At 62.9% G+C, this 13,408-nt stretch carries 10 protein-coding genes; 8 read left to right on the top strand and 2 right to left on the bottom strand.

Annotated elements, in window-relative coordinates; all coding sequences use genetic code 11:
- Positions 1–190: 190 nt before the first annotated feature.
- The 3 genes from ACX80C_RS07740 to ACX80C_RS07730 are packed head-to-tail and all read left to right on the top strand — an operon-like array spanning position 191 to position 5,974.
- Positions 191–739, top strand: coding sequence for a WhiB family transcriptional regulator (locus ACX80C_RS07740; RefSeq protein ID WP_459325854.1), 549 nt, complete (start codon positions 191–193; stop codon positions 737–739).
- Positions 736–4,329, top strand: a complete 3,594-nt coding sequence (locus tag ACX80C_RS07735; RefSeq protein ID WP_459325894.1) for a glycosyltransferase — start codon at positions 736–738, stop codon at positions 4,327–4,329. Before ACX80C_RS07740 ends, ACX80C_RS07735 begins: the two co-directional genes overlap by 4 nt.
- A 10-nt stretch (positions 4,330–4,339) precedes the next feature.
- Entirely contained in the window at positions 4,340–5,974 is a 1,635-nt protein-coding gene (locus ACX80C_RS07730; RefSeq protein ID WP_459325852.1) for a DUF5719 family protein, read from the top strand.
- A gap of 41 nt (positions 5,975–6,015) precedes the next feature.
- Here ACX80C_RS07730 and ACX80C_RS07725 read toward each other — a convergent pair whose 3' ends face one another.
- Positions 6,016–6,507, bottom strand: a complete 492-nt coding sequence (locus ACX80C_RS07725; protein WP_459325851.1) for a metallopeptidase family protein — start codon at positions 6,505–6,507, stop codon at positions 6,016–6,018.
- A 134-nt stretch (positions 6,508–6,641) separates the two neighbouring features.
- Here ACX80C_RS07725 and ACX80C_RS07720 point away from each other — a divergent pair, with 134 nt between their 5' ends.
- The 3 genes from ACX80C_RS07720 to ACX80C_RS07710 all read left to right on the top strand — a co-directional run bounded on the left by ACX80C_RS07720 (position 6,642) and on the right by ACX80C_RS07710 (position 10,337).
- On the top strand, positions 6,642–7,022 hold the full coding sequence (locus ACX80C_RS07720) for a DUF3499 domain-containing protein (protein WP_459325849.1): 381 nt from the start codon (positions 6,642–6,644) through the stop codon (positions 7,020–7,022).
- Positions 7,023–7,401: 379 nt separating this feature from the next.
- Complete coding sequence (gene ahcY / locus ACX80C_RS07715; RefSeq protein ID WP_459325847.1) at positions 7,402–8,880, top strand: adenosylhomocysteinase; 1,479 nt, start codon at positions 7,402–7,404, stop codon at positions 8,878–8,880.
- A gap of 179 nt (positions 8,881–9,059) precedes the next feature.
- Positions 9,060–10,337 (top strand): L,D-transpeptidase, encoded by a 1,278-nt coding sequence (locus ACX80C_RS07710; protein ID WP_459325845.1) that lies wholly within the window; start codon positions 9,060–9,062, stop codon positions 10,335–10,337.
- Between the two features lie 14 nt (positions 10,338–10,351).
- On the opposite strand, the gene ACX80C_RS07705 is transcribed toward ACX80C_RS07710, so the two are convergent.
- On the bottom strand, positions 10,352–11,188 hold the full coding sequence (locus tag ACX80C_RS07705; protein ID WP_459325843.1) for an RDD family protein: 837 nt from the start codon (positions 11,186–11,188) through the stop codon (positions 10,352–10,354).
- Positions 11,189–11,228: 40 nt separating this feature from the next.
- Between ACX80C_RS07705 and ACX80C_RS07700 the strand changes: the two genes are divergently transcribed.
- Complete coding sequence (locus ACX80C_RS07700) at positions 11,229–12,221, top strand: stage II sporulation protein M (protein WP_459325841.1); 993 nt, start codon at positions 11,229–11,231, stop codon at positions 12,219–12,221.
- A 128-nt stretch (positions 12,222–12,349) separates the two neighbouring features.
- On the top strand, positions 12,350–13,381 hold the full coding sequence (locus ACX80C_RS07695; protein WP_459325839.1) for a lipoprotein intramolecular transacylase Lit: 1,032 nt from the start codon (positions 12,350–12,352) through the stop codon (positions 13,379–13,381).
- The last annotated feature ends 27 nt before the right edge of the window (positions 13,382–13,408 follow it).

Below are 13,408 nucleotides of genomic sequence, written 5' to 3'. Positions count from 1 at the left end.
GGCGTGCCAACCGCTGACGAAAATTACTCTATAAGATTCCTTCCGCCGCTTGACTCACAACGTATTACACGCGTGTAATTAGGTCATCGGATTTGTTCCGGCGGACGGGATTTAGAGGTTCACAGCGACTTGCGGTGGACGCATCTCCCACACTAGCTTCCGGCCGGAGCTGCAACACCGGGAGGCTGATATGGGGCAGGCAGAGCACATACAGGACCGTACATCCATAGCGGCCCAGGCATCGGCGCGTTACGGATCACGGGGAGTGCCACAGGACTGGTACGTTGACCCGGCAGATCCGGGTGCAGCTGTTCGGTACAAACAGCAGACCCAGGGCCTGGAAGATGAGGCGACCGCGTTCCTTGCAGCGCACGAGGCACTCAGCGACGGCGCCGCAGTCGAGAACTTCCTGGACCCGGAGAAAATCTCCAGTCCGCGCAAACCCGCTGCACCGGAACACGTGGAGCAGGCTGTCTGGATCGGGTTGCCCGGAATCGGCTCCGACTTCGATGATGAAGGGGAGCTTGGGTGGCAGGCGGATGCCCTGTGCGCACAGACTGACCCCGAAGCGTTCTTCCCGGAAAAGGGCGGCTCAACGCGGGACGCGAAGAAGGTCTGCGGTTCCTGCAACGTCAAGGCCCAGTGCCTGGAATACGCACTGGCCAATGACGAGCGGTTCGGAATCTGGGGAGGCCTCTCCGAGCGTGAGCGCCGGCGGTTACGAAAGCGAGCAGTCTGATTCATCCTCACCAAAGGGTCACGGCCGTTGTCGTAGCGCATAACGGTGCCGAGTACCTCGCTGAAACGCTGGGTGCACTTGGTCGACAGACCCGACCCGCGGACTTTCACGTTGGAGTAGACGCCGGTTCAACTGATGAATCGGCGTCGATTCTGCAACTGCAGCTTCCGGTGGGTTCGCCGGTTGTGGGGGTGAGCGGACGAGGAGGGTTCGGAGGCGCCATTCGGACAGGGCTGGCGGAAATTCCCGCCGCCCGTCGTGCCGACCCTGAGGCTGCTGACCAGGACTGGATCTGGTTGGTGCATGATGATTCAGCGCCCGAACCAACGGCCCTGGAGGAACTGCTTCGAGCCGTTGAACTCGCGCCGTCGGTAACCGTCGCTGGAGCTAAACAGGTTGAATGGGAACACCGGCGGAAGCTGGTTGACGTTGGACTCTCGATCAGCCGGTGGGCCGAACGGCTCACCCTCATCGATGTAGATGAACTGGATCAGGGCCAGTATGACGTCCGCAGCGACACCTTCGCCGTGAACTCGGCAGGCATGCTCATTCGCCGTGATGTGTGGGACGAACTCGGCGGGTTCGATCCGGCACTGCCGGGCGTCGGCGATGATGTCGATTTCTGCTGGCGGAACCGCCTGGCCGGGCATCGCGTAGTGGTGGTGCCCACTGCGGCGATGCGTCATGCAGGCTCGCGCGAAAGCCACACCGCCGTGTTCCGTGCAGCACGTCGCTCTGAGGTGTACCTGCGCCTCAAGCACGCCACGCTCTGGAAGGTGCCGTTTCTGGCAATCGGTGCAGTCCTGGGCGGGTTCGCCCGGCTGATCCTGGGGATGCTTGCGAAGGACCCCGGCTATGGGCTCGGGCAATTGACCGCCAGTATCGCGGCCTGCCTCAAGCCTTTTGACCTGTACCGCTCGCGACGGTCCGCAGCCCGCACCAAGCGGCGGCCGCGCTCGGTCGTTCGCGCCCTGCGGACACACCGGCGGGAAGTGTGGTCACACCGCAAGTCCGTGGTTGAAGCCTTCTCTGCACGTGGGCTCGAAGATGAGTCCTATGCCCAAAGCACCGCCGCGGAAGTTCCGAGCGGCGATGCGAACGATGATTTCGCGGCACTCGAAGGTCCGTCCCGCCTATGGGTCGGGTTGGGGGCCATCGCCGCCGCTGTGGTTCTGATGGGCGTCTCGGTCATCGCCCTGTCCGGATTTGTTGGTGCGCCGGCGCTCGCCGGCGGGGCGCTGCTTCCTGTATCGACCGACCTCGCAGAGATCTGGGCCAATTCTTCCCGGTGGTGGATCGGGCTTGGCTCAGGGGTGGCCGGCCACGGAGATCCGTTCGGCTACGTTCTGTGGGTGCTGTCGGCTCTGGGATTCGGTAACGGCAACGCCGCTATTGTTGCCCTGCTGCTGTGTGCTGCCCCGCTGGCCGGTGTGAGCGCTTGGTTTGCAGCCGGCGCCCTGGTCCGCAGCAGACCGTTGCGATTGTGGGCAGCCTTCTTCTGGGGTTCAGTGCCAGTACTTCAGGTTGCTTTGGGAACCGGGCGTCTCGGTGCGCTTCTGGTCCACGTTCTGCTTCCGTTTGCGGCCCTCGCGATGATTCGCGCTGTGGGTCAGGCTCCAGGGAGACCGGGCTCACAGTCGGACGATTCGCTCGAGTACAGGAACCGGCAGCGCGGCCTGCAGCTGATGCTGAAACCGGGGATCAACGGGATTCCGAGCTGGACCGCCGCAGCAGCAGCCGGCCTGCTGATCGCAGCGATCGTTGCCAGTGCGCCGTCCCTGCTGATCTTCTTCGTGCTCGCCGTTCTCCTTATTACCTTTGTAGCCAGGCGCCGGGCGAAGACCTTGTGGTGGGCTCTGCTGCCGGTGTTGGCCCTCTTCCTGCCGTTTGCGATTTCAACCCTGGATCGTCCCCGGGCTGTGGTTGGGGATCCAGGGCTCCCATTTCCCTTCGAGGCCGCCGCACTGTGGCAACAGTTGCTCGGTTACCCCGTCGCGTTTGACCCCTTTGCACCGCTTGCGGCCTTTCCGACCCTCTCCCAGGGACCATGGCCGCTTGTAGCAGCCTTGTTGGTCGGGTTGCCCGTACTGCTGCTGGGAGCCGCCGCACTGTTCCTACCGGGACGTGGCCGGCCCGCGGCACGGGTGCTGTGGCTGCTGGCGATCCTGGCGCTCCTTGGCAGCGCTGGAAGTTCCCTTGTGATTACTGCAGTCGGCTCCGCGACGCTCATGACCCCGTTCTCCGGCCCGTGGGTTTCGGTGCTCGCCTTCGCGCTGCTCGCTGCAGGGCTTCTTGGCGGGGAGGGCATCTCGCAGTTCCTGCGCACCCGGCGCGCACGCTCGAGCTCCTCCGCTGGGCGCGGCACGCGCCTGTGGCTGACCTCGGCTGCAGTCATCCTGGCTCTGGGGCCTGCAACCAGCCTTGGACTGTGGCTGATCCCTCAAATTCGTGCGGCGGACCCTTCCCTTGCGGCCACGTCCTTCGGTACGGAGTCCTGGGTTGTGCCAAGCGCGCAGCGGACGTTGCCGGCCACGGCAGCGGATCGGGGGAGCAGCGGGGAACGAAGCCGCACCCTGGTGATGAATGTCGACGGCGACAGGAACGTCAGCGCCGCCGTGATGCGTGGCGGCGGGACAACCCTGGACGGGCTGTCACAGATATATGCGGCTCGTCAGCTGCACGGTCCACTGCTGGACGCTCAGTTGAGGACCGACGACGACGCCACGGCGGACATGCGCCGGACAGTGGCCACCCTCGTCGCCGGAACCGGTGCTGATCCTCGTGAAGAACTCAAGCGGCTCGGCATTGGGTTTGTGGTGCTGCAGCAGTCCGACTCGGCGGCCGAAGTTCTCGCCAGCCAGATTGATTCCGTACCGGGGCTCGTATCGGTCGGCAACACCGAGTCGGGGTGGCTATGGCGCGTCGAGATGCAGGCTTCCGGAGCGAGCGAGTCGGCGCCGCAGACAGGACGCATCCGCGTCCTGGATGAGTCCGGCTCCACTATCAGTGTGCTTGACTCTGGTCCGACAACCGCGTCTGCGGACGTTCCGGCAGGGCCGGAAGGGCGAACCCTCGTATTGGCCGAACGTGCCGCTCCCGGTTGGGAAGCAACGCTGAACGGACAGCGGCTGGAACCTGCTGACGCAGGCTGGAGCCAGGGCTACGCGCTTCCGGAGAACGGCGGCACGCTTGAGGTCCGCTATGTGACTCCGTGGGAACCCTGGGCGGGAATCGGACAGGCGGTGGTGTTCGGATTGACCGTGCTGTTGGCCGTTCCCATTCCCGCGCGTCCGCGGCTTGTCCGCATCCCGCCTGGCAGGAACCAGGCAAGTGAGGTTCGATCTTCCTCAGGCAGGCGTGCAGCGGTCCCGGCCCGTGACACGAATCGTGGGCATGTTGATGCAGTGGCAAATGACGTGCGCGATGGTGCGATTCTGAAGGAGCAGGCCGCCACCGGAAGCAGGGAAGCACATGGGGAGCGTCCGGTCGGTGGTCAGGACCTCGGGGCCGGTGAACCCGCCGACCCACCACGGTCCGATAATCCAAGGTCCGATACTGCGGCTCTGAGCGGTAGAAGGGCCGGTAACTGATGTGGGAAGCATGAGCAGGAAAGACAACACGGAACGTACCGGCGCCCGAAGCCCGCGCGGCACGTGGGTGCGCAGTGCGGCGGGTGTAGCTGCCGGCGTCGTACTGGTGTCTGCGACGGGTGCGATCGCGGGTGCGGGCATTGCGGGGCGGATTGGAACTGCCTCGGAGCAGTTTCCTGTTCCGACTGCTGCCGTGCCCGCCGGTGAGTACTCTGCCGTCTGTCCCGAACCGCTCCGGCTGCTGGAGGGCGCTGTGGAGGGCGGGGATCCTGAGTTCAGCCCGGTGTCTGAAACAGCAGAGAACCGGGTCAGTGCGATGGCTTTGAGCGACCTCGGGGGAACAGTGCCCGGTGCGGCCGTAAGCCCGCTCGGAGCCGATGAGCCGGCAGCTGTCATTGCCGAACAGGTGCCCGAATCGGAGGCGAAGCCGCAGGTAAGCAACGAGGACGGCTTAACCGGGCGTGTTGCCGGTGTTGTCCGCGGTGTAAATGTGGAGAATGCAACGGTGCTGCGCGCCCAGGCCGTCGGTGAGCAGGAGGCAACCGCAGGCGCCGGATTCACGTACACGGCATCCGATGGGGACCTGGCGGGGCTTGCTACGGCGAACTGCCAGGAGCCGTCGAACGACTTCTGGCTGGTGGGAGCCTCGACCACCGTTGGCGCAACAGCAGTGTTGAAGCTGCACAATCCGTCGGTTTCCCCGGCTACGGTCAATCTTGAGTTGCATGGATCAAAGGGTGTGATTGACGCGCCCGGTGGCAGGGGAATACTGATCGCGCCGGGCGAATCGGAGTCGATCGTGTTGGCCGGGCTCGCTGCCAACGACGAAAATGTTGCCGTCAGGGTTCGCAGCGACGGCGGCCGTGTCAGCGGATTTGTCCAGCAGAGCGTGCTCCGGGGGTTGACCTCGGGCGGGGTGGATCTCATTCAGTCCTCCGCTTCAGGCTCATCCAGCCAGGTAGTTCCGGGCATCCAGATCCAGCCTGACGATGTGATGGCTGAAATTGTTGCCCAGGATGGATACGCGAACGCGGCTCCTTCCCTCCAGGTAGCGGTACCGGGCGGCACCGACGCTGTCCTCGACGTCCGGATCTATGGACCCAACGGTGAAGTCGATTTGCCCGGCGGGGGAGTCGTGACCGCGGCGGCTTCGACTGTGACAGCCATTCCCCTGGACTCCCTTCCGGAGGGAAACTATGCGGCGGTCGTGAGCTCGGATGTGCTCATCGTTGCGGGAGCGCGGATTGCGCGGGGAACAGAACCGGGGGAGCCCCTCGACCTTGCACGGATTCCGTCGGCGGCCAGGCTTGGAAGCGAGCACGTCTCGGTGCTGCCGAGCGGTGCAGACGCATCGTTCGTGTTCACCGCACCCAGTGGAAGGGCAGAGGTCACGATCACGCCCGTCAATGCCGAAGGTGCGCTCGGCGAGGAGCGTGTCTTCAATGTAGGTGGAGGCACCACGGTAACGGTGCCGGCAATTGATCTCGGCGAGGGTGCGGTGGCTGCGCTGATCGGATCGTCAGGAGACCCCGCGTATGGGGCGCAGCTCGCAACCCTCGGGGGAGAGACGCCTGGAATTGCGGTCTCACCGATTCCGCCGGGGAGTGCGGGGCAACAAAGTGTCGCGGTGAATATCGGGTTCTAGGGGTTCTTCGCCGAAACCCGTATTCTCCGGCAGGCCGCGTGCTAGGCGCGGGACCGTCCATAGGCCGGATCGACGGCTTCGGGGGTCATGCCAAGCAGCTCGGCGATCTGTTCGACGACGACGTCGTGCACCAGCTCATTGGTGGGAACGTAGCCTTTGGCAGCCATCTCGATTGGATGCCGGTACACCGTGATGATCGCCGGCCGCTTGTCGGCGGCAGGCGTGGAGGTACCCAGCAGGCCACGCAGTGCGAGCGGGGTCATGCTCTCCAAGCCGTCCGGGATTTCCTGCACGTTTATCTGGACGTCCTGGATCCGGTCGCCCCAGAGCCGTTCAAGGCGCTGCGCTGACTCCATCACCCAGTCTTCGAAACGCTCGGACCGTGTCCGGGAACCGGGGAGATGGGAAGGGATCAGGTCGCCCCGCACCCCGCGTCCGTGCCGATTGCGACGCCGCCCGGCGGAATCGGAAGATCCGCGAAGCGGGGAGTCCGGCACAGCCAGGCGAATCGACAGTTCAGAGCTATCCCGCATGAAGAAACTCTAGTCCCAAGACGGCTTGCCTGCACCCCAGAGCTCAGCTTGAAGCACACCTCCGTGTCCGCGGGCCCGTGGAAAACGAGAGTCGGTCCGCGGAGCGGTCACCGGACACGGTAGGCTGATCAGTCGTGGGATCCATCCGTCAATGTTCGCGTTCAGCGTGCCAGCGAGCTGCTGTGGCAACGCTGACTTATGTGTATGCCGATTCCACTGCGGTGCTGGGTCCGCTCGCCACCTATGCCGAACCGCATTCCTATGACCTGTGCACGCTCCACGCTGAAAGATTGACAGTTCCACGCGGGTGGGAAGTTGTCCGGCTGGCTCTGCCCTCCGGACCGCCCGAACCGAATCCGGATGACCTCCTCGCCCTCGCAAATGCCGTTCGGGAGGCTGCGACCGACCGAAGCCTTCCCGAGCCGGCAGCGCCCTCATCGAAAACCCCCCTGTCGCCGCCACCGGGAGAACGCGGTACCCGTCGAGGCCACCTGAGGGTGCTGCGCGACTCCTAGGCATCGTGCGCCCAATTCTCCGTCCTCTCATGCTGCGCGATACGCTTGTTTCACCGCATCGCCCAGCGCTGCAGTACCGCGCACTCCGAGCTGTATCCGGAATCCTGGAAGGGTTGCATCCCATTGCCCAATATCGCACCCGGTCTGCTGACCATCCTCCGATGCCCAGTGACCGGTTCTGCTGTCGTCCAGGACGGCGAGGTACTTCGCTCCGTTGCGCCCGATGCGTCAGGCAGGCCGGTCGAATATCCTATCGACGAATCAATCCCCGTGCTGCTCAGCCCCGAACTCGTAGGGGCAACCTCGGCGTCCGCAACGCGCCGGGACCCATCTGCTCTTGACATTCCGCCCGCCACATCCGCAGAGGAACCCACACAAAATGACGTTTGAGTTCAAAGTAGCCGACCTTTCACTCGCTGAGGCCGGGCGCCACCAGATTCGCCTTGCGGAGCACGAGATGCCCGGTCTGATGGCCCTACGCCGCGAGTTCGGTGACAGCCAGCCACTGAAGGGTGCACGGGTTGCCGGTTCGCTTCACATGACGGTCCAGACTGCCGTCCTGATCGAAACGCTGACTGCACTCGGTGCCCAGGTTCGGTGGGCCTCGTGCAATATCTTCTCAACGCAGGACGAGGCTGCGGCGGCCGTCGTCGTCGGGTCGGGCACTGTCGATGAGCCGGCCGGAGTACCTGTCTTCGCCTGGAAGAACGAGACGCTGGAAGAATACTGGTGGGCAACCACACAGATTCTGAGGTGGCCCGACGGCGGCCCGAACATGATCCTGGACGACGGCGGCGATGCCACCCTTCTGGTCCACAACGGCGTTGAGTTCGAGGCGGCAGGTGCGGTTCCCGCTGCGCCTGCAGAGGAGGACGTCGACTATTCGCACGAGTACACGGTGATTTTGGATGTTCTTCGCGCACAGCTTCAGGAAGACCCGCAGCTCTGGACGCGCATTGCCGGGGACATCAAGGGCGTTTCGGAAGAAACCACAACCGGGGTCCACCGGCTGTACCAGCTCGCCGAGCAGGGAAAACTTCTGTTCCCTGCCATCAATGTCAATGATTCGGTGACCAAGTCCAAATTCGACAACAAGTACGGTATCCGTCACTCACTGCCGGACGGCCTGAATCGGGCAACCGATGTCCTGATCGGCGGAAAGGTTGCGGTTGTCTGCGGTTACGGGGATGTCGGAAAGGGGGCGGCCGAGGCGCTGCGCGGCCAGGGTGCACGTGTCATCGTGACCGAGGTGGACCCGATCTGTGCGCTGCAGGCGGCAATGGACGGCTACCAGGTTGCACGGTTGGAATCGGTACTGGCCGAAGGTGACATCTTCATCACCACCACGGGCAACAAAGATGTCATCATGGCCAGCCACATGGCGGGAATGAAGCACCAGGCGATCGTCGGCAACATTGGGCACTTTGACAACGAGATCGATATCGCGGGCCTTGCCCGTGTTGCGGGAATTACAAGGGTCGAGATCAAGCCGCAGGTCCACGAATGGGTCTTCGACAAGGGAACCGATCGTCAGCGCAGCATCATCATGCTTTCTGAAGGACGTCTGCTCAACCTCGGCAATGCCACGGGACACCCTTCTTTCGTCATGAGTAATTCCTTTGCGAACCAGACCATCGCCCAGATTGAGCTGTACACCAAGCATGGTTTGGCCGGTGAGGACGGATCGCTGGAATACGACAAGCAGGTCTACGTCCTGCCGAAGATCCTGGACGAGAAGGTTGCACGGCTTCATCTTGACGCGCTAGGAGTGGAACTCACCGAGCTGACAAAGAGCCAGGCGGAATACCTGGACATTGATGCGGCCGGGCCCTACAAGCCCGATCACTACCGGTACTGACGGATACCCAAGGACGGACGGTTCTGCCGCACGCCCCGTCCAGCCCGAAGGTCTCTGTGCGGCCTTACTTCCTAATGCCTTGAACCCATTGGTACGCCCGCCGGGGTGTCCTGTCGCTGCGTCTGCGCGTGCGGGCATAAAATCGAACTGGACAGTAATCAACAGGCAAGGTATAACGAATGTCGAATCACCCCGAAGAACTCCAGCCCCGTCGGCGAGGCTGGAAGATCGGCGCGCTCGTCATCGCGGCACTTCTTGTAGTAGCGGCGGTAGTGGCCGGCATCGTAACCGCGCCCACGTGGGCCAACCTTGGCTCAGGTTCTGCTGATACGCCGTCAAGTGCTCCCCCCGCCGGTGATTCCTCAACACCTCCGTCTGAGGCGCCCCAGGCGGAGGGATACACGTTCGGGGTGACGCCAACTGACGGAGCCGCGGGCGTCAACCCCGTGACGCCTCCGGAGATCCGTGCGGAAAACGCAACTGTAGAGGACGTAGTACTCGAGCCTATGGACGGCGGCGAGGCCATTTCCGGAGCTCTTTCGGAGGACGGTACGACCTGGAAAGCGGACGAGCGTTTGAGCTTTGCCACCGAGTACTCCTTCGAGTTCGTCCTCATTGACAGTGCTGGCGGCCGGGACCGCATTCAACAAACTTTCACCACGGTGCTGCCGGCCAACGAGGCGAATGCCTGGATGTACCCAGCAGACGGGTCAACGGTAGGTACCGGACAGACCATCGAGATCACCTTCAGCGAGCCGGTAACGAACAAGGCCGACGTCGAGAATGCCATCACCATCACCAGTACCTCCGGGCAGGAGGGTGCGTTCTACTGGCTGAACGAGAACAAGGTTCGCTACCGCCCGCAGGAGTTCTGGGAGCCGAACAGCACCATCACTGTTGATATGCAGCTGTTCGGAGTGGACTTCGGGAACGGTATGATCGGCAATTTCGACGACACCTTCTCGTTCCAGACGCACAACACGAGGTTGGCTGTCGTCGACAATGCGACCAAGCAGATGCAGGTGTTCATCGACGGCAAGCTCGAACGTACTTTCCCCGTAACGCTCGGCACCGAGGAGTGGCCGTCATTCTTCGGGTACTACACCGTGATGGAACAGTACGAACAGACAAAGTTCACGGCGGAATCGATCGGCCTCCAGCCCGGTGACCCGGCGTACTACGAACCGACACTGGTCAATTACGCCAGTCGGATTTCCAACGGCGGAGCCTTCGTTCATGAAGCTTTGCCGGCGGCGCAGTCAGTTCTGGGCGTGACAAACGTTTCGCACGGGTGCGTGGGAATGAGTCCCGAGGGCGCGAAGTACTTCTATGAGGTCTTCGGTCCGGGCGACATGGTCCAGATCCTGAACACGAGCAAAGGTCCGGTCCAGGTCTGGGACGGCTTCGGCGACTGGAACGTTCCCTGGACGGAATGGACTGCTCAGCAGCCTGCGTGAGACAGCGGGAGTTCTCAGGAGCTGAAAGGTAGCCTGTGGAGGTGTTTTGCCACGCGGGCCGTCCGCTCCCGTTGCTTCATCATCCGGTTGTAATCGCGGTCGCGGCGTTCGGAGACAACGGCATTGAGGAAGTCCTCCGGCAGCGTGCCCGGGGGAGGACCGGGGAACACAAAGGTGCGTGCCTCTGTGGCCAGATCCACGGCCAGTGTGGCCCGGGCGCCGGGGGATAACCGAGCCGCCTGGCCGATGAACTGTGAGATGCGCCGGGTCAGGGGGTCTGGAAGTTGGGCCACGTCGGCGGTCTGGATCCAGTTTCGCATCGACGGCGGAAGCTGGGCCCGCACACGCGGCTTGGCAACCACTCGCTCGTGCATTGAATACGTTCCTGCCAGCAGGTCTCCCAACCGCTTGGAGCGTTCGTTGAAAACGGCTACCAGAAATGCAAGGGATCCGACCAACAGATAGATTTCCAGCACTGCGAGCGTCCCCCGGATGAAGGCGTGCCGAAATCGTATGGAGCCGCCGTCGTCGCGCACTATCCTCAGGCCCATCACAAGCCTTCCGAGTGACTTCCCCCGGGTCACCGTTTCTACAGTGACGGGTACGACGACGAGGACCAGCACTACCAGCACCAGCACCAGTGCCTGGGTCAACGCCGGGTCGAAGGATCCGCCGAGTGTTTGCCCTACGACCAGGATGACTCCGATGATGACGACTATCTGCGCCACGACGTCGATCATCACGCTGACTGCGCGTGCGCCGAACGATGCCGGGCGTAATTCCAGCACAACTGCTTCGCCGGTGATCACCGAGCTCATCCCACTGTCCTCCCCTTGGCTGGAATTCAGCATAGCTTCCTTCGCCGAGCGCTCTCGGCGCTAAGCTGATCGAGTGGATCTGGATGCATTCGAGGCAGTAAACCGACCGGACTGGAACCGGCTCGATTCCTTGACCCGGCAACGAAGGTTGCATGGTGAGGACTCGGACGAGCTGCTTGATTTGTATCAGCGCACCTCCACCCACCTGTCGATGATCCGATCGGTTGCTCCGGAGAGTGCGCTCTCCAATGAGCTGTCCATGCGTCTTTCCCGGGCGCGGACAAAATTCACCGGTGCCCGATCGAACGTTCTGGAGGACGTCGCACGGTTCTTTGTGATTTCTTTGCCGGCCGCTTTCTATCGGATCCGCTGGTTGACGATCATCATCGGAGTGCTCTTCGTTGGGGTCGCGTGGCTCTATGGCGCGTGGGTCGTGAACACTCCCGGCGTCATCGCTGCTCTGGGCAGTGACGAAGAAATCCGGCGCTACGTCGAGGAAGACTTCGTCGACTACTACTCAGAAAACCCTCCGGCGTCCTTCGCCGGACTCGTGTGGACGAATAACGCGTGGATTGCCGTTCAAGCGGTTGCTTTTGGCATCACCGGATTCTGGTCGCCTTTCATCCTCTACCAGAACGCCCAGGGTGTCGGAATGGCCGGAGGGATGATGGCGTCCTACGACCGGCTTGACGTGTTCTTCATTTACATCCTTCCGCACGGGTTCATGGAGCTGACTGCGATCTTCGTCGCCGCCGCTGCGGGTCTGCGGATCTTCTGGGCGTGGGTGTCACCCGGATCACGTACACGGTCACAGGCGCTCGCTGAGGAAGGGCGGTCCCTGATCACCGTTGCGCTGGGGTTGGTCCTGGTGCTGCTGGTCTCCGGGCTGGTTGAAGGATTTGTCACCCCCAGCCCATTGCCTGTCTGGGCGAGGATCGGAATCGGCTTCGTCGTGTTCGCCCTGTACTGGGTGTACACGTTCGTTCTTGGCCGCCGTGCGGTACGGGCAGGCTATACGGGTGATCTGAGTGACGTCGATAGGGGTGCGACCGTCCTGACCGCCTGACTATGTTTCGCCGACGCAGATGAGCAAGCAACGCGGGCTACCCGACCGTGCCACGGCGTGGTTGTGGCACCCGCACGCCAACCTCCCGAGTAGTGTCTTAAGCAGAAGCTTTATGCGAGGAGACGGTCGTGGCTGACAAGGACGAAAACAGGCAGCAAGGCGTAACGGTGGAAGGCGGAGAACGCCGTGCCGCGCTGCGTGGCGATGACACGCCCCCGGCGAAGACACCCGACCGGTCAGGAACCCAACCCATGCGCAAGGCGAGCACACTGCCGGATGTAGCTGCGTACCGCTCCTCCGCAAAAGACAGCGACAGCAAGGCTCAGACCGCTGGCACAAGTGAGAAAACGCCCACCGAAGCAAACCCGGACACCACAGCCTTGTCCATTCGCCCATCCGAAGAGGACGTCAGCCGCCGGGCAAGCCAGCGGGACGACGCAGTAGCGGCGAAGCCTGTTCTACCCCGTGTGCTCCAGGTCCTCGTGGCCATATTCTTTCCGGTGATCCTGCTCGCTGCAGCAGTTCGCACCGTTGCTACACCGTTGTTCCTCTGGGCCGAGTATCACCGTCCCGGTTTCCCTGCTGACAGTTACGGGTTCAGCACTGAAGACCGGATGACCTACGGATCGTACGCCATGGACTACATCCTGAACTGGGCGCCGCCGCGGTATCTGGGCGGACTGGTGGGTACTGACGGCGACCAACTGTTCCTCGACAGCGAAGTCGGTCACATGGCCGATGTGAAACTGGTGCTTTCCACGGGATTTGTGGTCGCGACGGTTCTCGCCCTGTTCTGCATCGCGGCCTGCATCTACCTGGCGCGCCGCTATCCCGGTGGAATCCGCAGGAGCCTCTTCGCCGGTGCAGCTGCAACCCTCGTCCTTGTCGTGGGACTTGCTATCGCCGCGGCACTGGCGTGGGAGGTCTTCTTCACGCAGGTGCACGCACTGTTCTTCGCCGACGGCACCTGGACCTTCCGGCTCGACGACACCTTGATCAGGCTATTCCCCGCACAGTTCTGGATCGACAGCGCCGCAACGGTGGGCGCCCTGGTCCTGATAGGCGCCGTAGCGACCGTGATTCTTACCTGGCCTACGAAAGCGCGCCGGGAAAAGTCAGCGGCTACCTACGCATCCCGACGCGCTCAAGCCCAAGCCTGAACCCGAAGCGCCTGAACCCGAAGCGCC

This window comes from Arthrobacter tecti, assembly GCF_054511355.1.
This window is presented reverse-complemented; position numbering and strand designations above follow the sequence as displayed.

Coding starts and splice junctions, on each gene's coding strand:
- ACX80C_RS07740 (WP_459325854.1), top strand. CDS start 191: ATGGGGCAGGCAGAGCACATACAGGACCGTACATCCATAGCGGCCCAG.
- ACX80C_RS07730 (WP_459325852.1), top strand. CDS start 4,340: ATGAGCAGGAAAGACAACACGGAACGTACCGGCGCCCGAAGCCCGCGC.
- ACX80C_RS07725 (WP_459325851.1), bottom strand. CDS start 6,507: ATGCGGGATAGCTCTGAACTGTCGATTCGCCTGGCTGTGCCGGACTCC.
- ahcY (WP_459325847.1), top strand. CDS start 7,402: ATGACGTTTGAGTTCAAAGTAGCCGACCTTTCACTCGCTGAGGCCGGG.
- ACX80C_RS07710 (WP_459325845.1), top strand. CDS start 9,060: ATGTCGAATCACCCCGAAGAACTCCAGCCCCGTCGGCGAGGCTGGAAG.
- ACX80C_RS07705 (WP_459325843.1), bottom strand. CDS start 11,188: ATGCTGAATTCCAGCCAAGGGGAGGACAGTGGGATGAGCTCGGTGATC.